Raw genomic sequence first — 3,598 nt, forward strand, 5'->3', positions numbered from 1 at the left:
GGTCGGGCGTTCCGCTGTCCGGGCCCGGGGGTCACCCCCCGTAGCGGGCGGCCAGGGTCCGGACCGTTGCGGCGATGCGGGCGCGGAGTTCGGCCGGTTCCAGGACCTCGACGTCGGCGCCCAGTCGCAGGAACTCCCCGTGCGCGTGGTCCAGCGACTCGATCGGCACCCGGGCCTCCGTCCAGCCGTCGGCCGCGGCGGCAACCCCGAGGCGCCGGGCGCCCTCCGGGGTGAGCCGGAGCAGCGCCTCCCCGGTGTGCAGCCGGGCCCGGAAGTCGGCGAGGTAGTCCGCCCAGTACGCGCCCAGGCCGAAGCCGTCCGGCACCGCGAACCCCTCGTCCAGCTCGCGCAGTTCGACGACCTGGTCGACCCGGTACGTGCGCATCCCGGTCGGCCCGGCGGCGACCAGGTACCAGCGCCCCGCCTTGAGCACCAGCCCGTACGGCTCCACCCGCCGCTCGATCTCCTCCGGCGCCCGCCAGCGCCGGTACCGCAGCACCACCGCCCGGCGCTCCCACACCGCGGCGGCAACGGCGGCCAGGTGGGGGGTCTCGTCCGCGGCGCCGTACCAGCCGGGCGCGTCGAGCAGGAAGCGCTCCTGGATCCGCCCGGCGTGCTCGCGCAGCTCGGCCGGCAGGGCCGCCCGCAGCTTGAGCTGGGCGGCGGCGAGCGCCTCGCCGAGGCCCAACTGGGCTGCGGCGCCCGGGAGTGCGGCGAGGAAGGCGGCCTGGGCCTCGGCGGCGGTCAGCCCGGTGAGGCGGGTCCGGTAGCCGTCGACCAGCCGGTACCCGCCGGCGTGCCCGGCGTCGCCGTACAGCGGGACACCGGCGGCGGCGAGCGCCTGGACGTCCCGGTAGACCGTGCGGACGGAGACCTCCAGCTCCGCCGCCAGCTGCTCGGCGGTCAGCCGGCCCCGGTTCTGGAGCAGCAGGAGCAGGGCGACCAGCCGACTCGCGCGCATGTCGCCCAGTATCCACTGACAGGGGATGTCAGGGGAGCGCTCCTACGCTGCGGCCCATGAACGACTTCACCCGCACCGGGACGGCCGCCGCATGAGCCCCGTCGTCGAACTCCGCCAGTACACGCTGCACCCCGGCGCCCGGGAGACCCTGATCGAGCTGTTCGAGCGCGAGTTCGTTACCGGCCAGCAGGCGGTCGGCATCACCGTCGGCGGCCGCTTCCGCGACCTGGACGACCCGGACCGCTTCGTCTGGCTGCGCGCCTTCCCCGACATGGCCGGCCGGCGGCGCGCCCTGGAGGCCTTCTACGGCGGCCCGGTCTGGCGGGAGCACCGCGACGCGGCCAACGCCACCATGGTCGACAGCGACGACGTCCTGCTGCTGCGCGGCCCCTGCTTCACCCCGCCCGCGGGCGCCCGCGAGGTCCTCGCCACCGTCTGCCACCCGGCCGACGCCGCCGCCTTCGACGCCTTCGCCACCGAACACCTGCTCCCGGCCCACGCGTTGCACCGCACCGAGCACGCCGAGAACGACTTCCCCCGGCTGCCCGTCCGCACCGGCGAGGACGTCCGCGTCTGGTTCGGCCCCGCCGAGCCGGCCCCCTGGCCGTCCCGGCGACTTCGGCTGGAACCCGTCACGCCGTAGCCCCCGGACGCACCCCGCCGCACCCGCTCCGTCAGGGGCCGACGAGCCCCGCCAGCTCGTCGGCCGACTCCGGTGCCAGGCGGTAGAACCCCTGGAGGCCGACCGCCCGTTCGAGGCGGCCGTCCACCACGTGCTTCAGGTTCCGCGTCCGGTTGCGGCGGTTGCGCCAGGTGAGCCGCTCCAGCAGCTCGCCCGGCACCGGCCGGTCGAAGCGCACCGGCGTCGCGTCCACGTGCACCGCCGAGGCGCCGCAGCCGCCGGCGCCGAGCATCGACCAGGCCTCGTGCCCGGGGAACGCCGGGTCGTCCCAGCTCGCGGCGGCGGCGCCGCAGCAGTCGCCCCGCTCCCGGTCGACCACCCGCATCCGGCTCACCACGAACACCTCGCACCGGTTGACGTGCAGCGCGTACACCTCGTCCCCGGCCCTGGCCCCCGACCAGGCGGGCAGCGAGGTGTGCACCCCGCTGAAGGCGACCGGGGGCCGGGCACCCACGTGGCCGGCCTTGCGCAGGGCGCGGCAGGTCGGCTGGGTCCACAGGACGGTGAAGGCGTCGGGCATGCGGCGATCGTAGGAGCGGGCACGGACAACGGCGGGGTGCGCGTTCCCTGCGCGCGCCGGGCACGTGCCCTACGCGCCCGCTCCTGCTGCCGCCCCTACGCGCCGGCCCCGGAGAGCCAGCCGTCGACGGGGACCCGGCAGGAGTTGAGGATTCCGGCCACCATCCGGTACGTCCCGACCAGCGCCAGCAGCTCCAGCAGCCGCGGCGCGGAGTAGCTGTCCGCCAGCGCCTCCCAGGTGGCCGGGGAGAGCGCGTGCCCGTCGTGCAGCTCGTCGACGGCCCGCAGCAGGACGCGGTCGGTCTCGGCCCAGTCGGGGTGGTCCGGCCCCTCCGGGACGCGGGCGATCTCGGGCCCGCTCAGCCCGGCGAGGCCGCCGAGCCGGACGTGGTGCAGCCACTCGTACGTCGAACCGGTGCGGTGTGCGGTGCGCAGAACAGCCAACTCCCGTTCGCGGGGCGGGATCGTGCCCTGGTTGAGCAGGGCGAGCAGCGGCGCCAGGCTGGTCAGCAGGTCGGGGTGGTGCCCGATGGTGGCCAGCACGTTGGGCACCGGGAAGCCCTCCAGCGGCCCGGCTCCCTCAGCCGGGAACAGCTGCCGGACGACGCCCGGCAGGCCCGCGGCCAGCGCGGTGACCTCGGCGGCGACCTCGGCCCCGGCCCGCGGGGCCAGCAGCGGGGCGGGCTCGTACGCGTCCAGGAGGCCCAGGAGTTCCATCTCGCCCGGGGTTCCGTCGCCGTTGAGTTCGCGGTGGACAGCGCCGATGTTGAGGACCAGCCGCTCGGGGTCGGCCAGGTCGGCGAGGCCGATCAGGTCCATCTCCCGTGCGGCGCGCAGCACCGGCACGCCCGCCCGGTGGGTGCGCTCGGCATGGTCGCGGACCCGCTCCAGGTAGTCGCGGAAGGAGCGGACCTCGGGCTTGCCGACGACCGGCCCGTGCCCGGGCACGATCGTATCGACGTCCAGGCCGAGGATGCGGTCGCAGACGGCGATCCAGTTGCCGATCGGGCCGCTGTGGATCACCGGGTGGCCGCCGATGAACAGCAGGTCCCCGGCGAACAGCACACCGGTGTCGGGCAGTTGGACCAGGATGTCGCCCTGGGTGTGGGCGGGGCCGACCTCGATCAGCCGGACGGTGCGCCGCCCGACAGCCACGTCCAGCTCGCCGGTGAAGGTCCGGTTCGGCGGGGTCGGGGTGATGCCGCCGAAGTCGAAGGTCTCCCGTGGTGGAGGCCGTCGAGCGTGCGGTGCTCGGCGTGGGGCAGCACCTCGGTGAGCGCCCGCGCGGCTTGGTGGAAACCCTCGGGGCTCTTGCCGCCCGTGAGCACCAGGGTCCGGGAGGACACCACCCTGGGCACCCTCCAGGCCGAGGTCTCGCACACCGAGGACAGCATCACCGTCGACGGCCACACCTTCAAGGTGACCGCCGAGCGTGA

4 protein-coding genes and 1 pseudogene are annotated in these 3,598 nt (G+C 75.5%); 2 read left to right on the top strand and 3 right to left on the bottom strand.

Features of this window, described 5'->3' with window-relative positions:
* Positions 1-31: 31 nt before the first annotated feature.
* A complete protein-coding gene (locus tag ACFU7Z_RS37655; protein WP_380782601.1) occupies positions 32-961 on the bottom strand; it encodes a helix-turn-helix transcriptional regulator in 930 nt (309 codons plus the stop codon).
* Between the two features lie 91 nt (positions 962-1,052).
* Here ACFU7Z_RS37655 and ACFU7Z_RS37660 point away from each other — a divergent pair, with 91 nt between their 5' ends.
* Complete coding sequence (locus ACFU7Z_RS37660; protein WP_380782602.1) at positions 1,053-1,604, top strand: NIPSNAP family protein; 552 nt, start codon at positions 1,053-1,055, stop codon at positions 1,602-1,604.
* A 31-nt stretch (positions 1,605-1,635) separates the two neighbouring features.
* On the opposite strand, the gene ACFU7Z_RS37665 is transcribed toward ACFU7Z_RS37660, so the two are convergent.
* Together ACFU7Z_RS37665 and ACFU7Z_RS37670 are read right to left on the bottom strand one after the other, a co-directional pair.
* Positions 1,636-2,163 carry a hypothetical protein gene (locus ACFU7Z_RS37665; RefSeq protein ID WP_380782604.1) on the bottom strand — a complete coding sequence of 176 codons (528 nt, stop codon included), beginning with the start codon at positions 2,161-2,163 and terminating at the stop codon, positions 1,636-1,638.
* A gap of 95 nt (positions 2,164-2,258) precedes the next feature.
* Positions 2,259-3,542, bottom strand: a complete 1,284-nt coding sequence (locus ACFU7Z_RS37670; RefSeq protein WP_380782606.1) for an MBL fold metallo-hydrolase — start codon at positions 3,540-3,542, stop codon at positions 2,259-2,261.
* On the opposite strand from ACFU7Z_RS37670, the pseudogene ACFU7Z_RS37675 reads away from it, so the two are divergent.
* Positions 3,495-3,598 (top strand): annotated as a pseudogene (locus ACFU7Z_RS37675) (type I glyceraldehyde-3-phosphate dehydrogenase); the annotation flags it as partial. The gene ACFU7Z_RS37670 and the pseudogene ACFU7Z_RS37675 overlap by 48 nt on opposite strands.

The organism is Kitasatospora sp. NPDC057518, from assembly GCF_042802075.1.
Taxonomy (GTDB): Bacteria; Actinomycetota; Actinomycetes; order Streptomycetales; family Streptomycetaceae; genus Kitasatospora.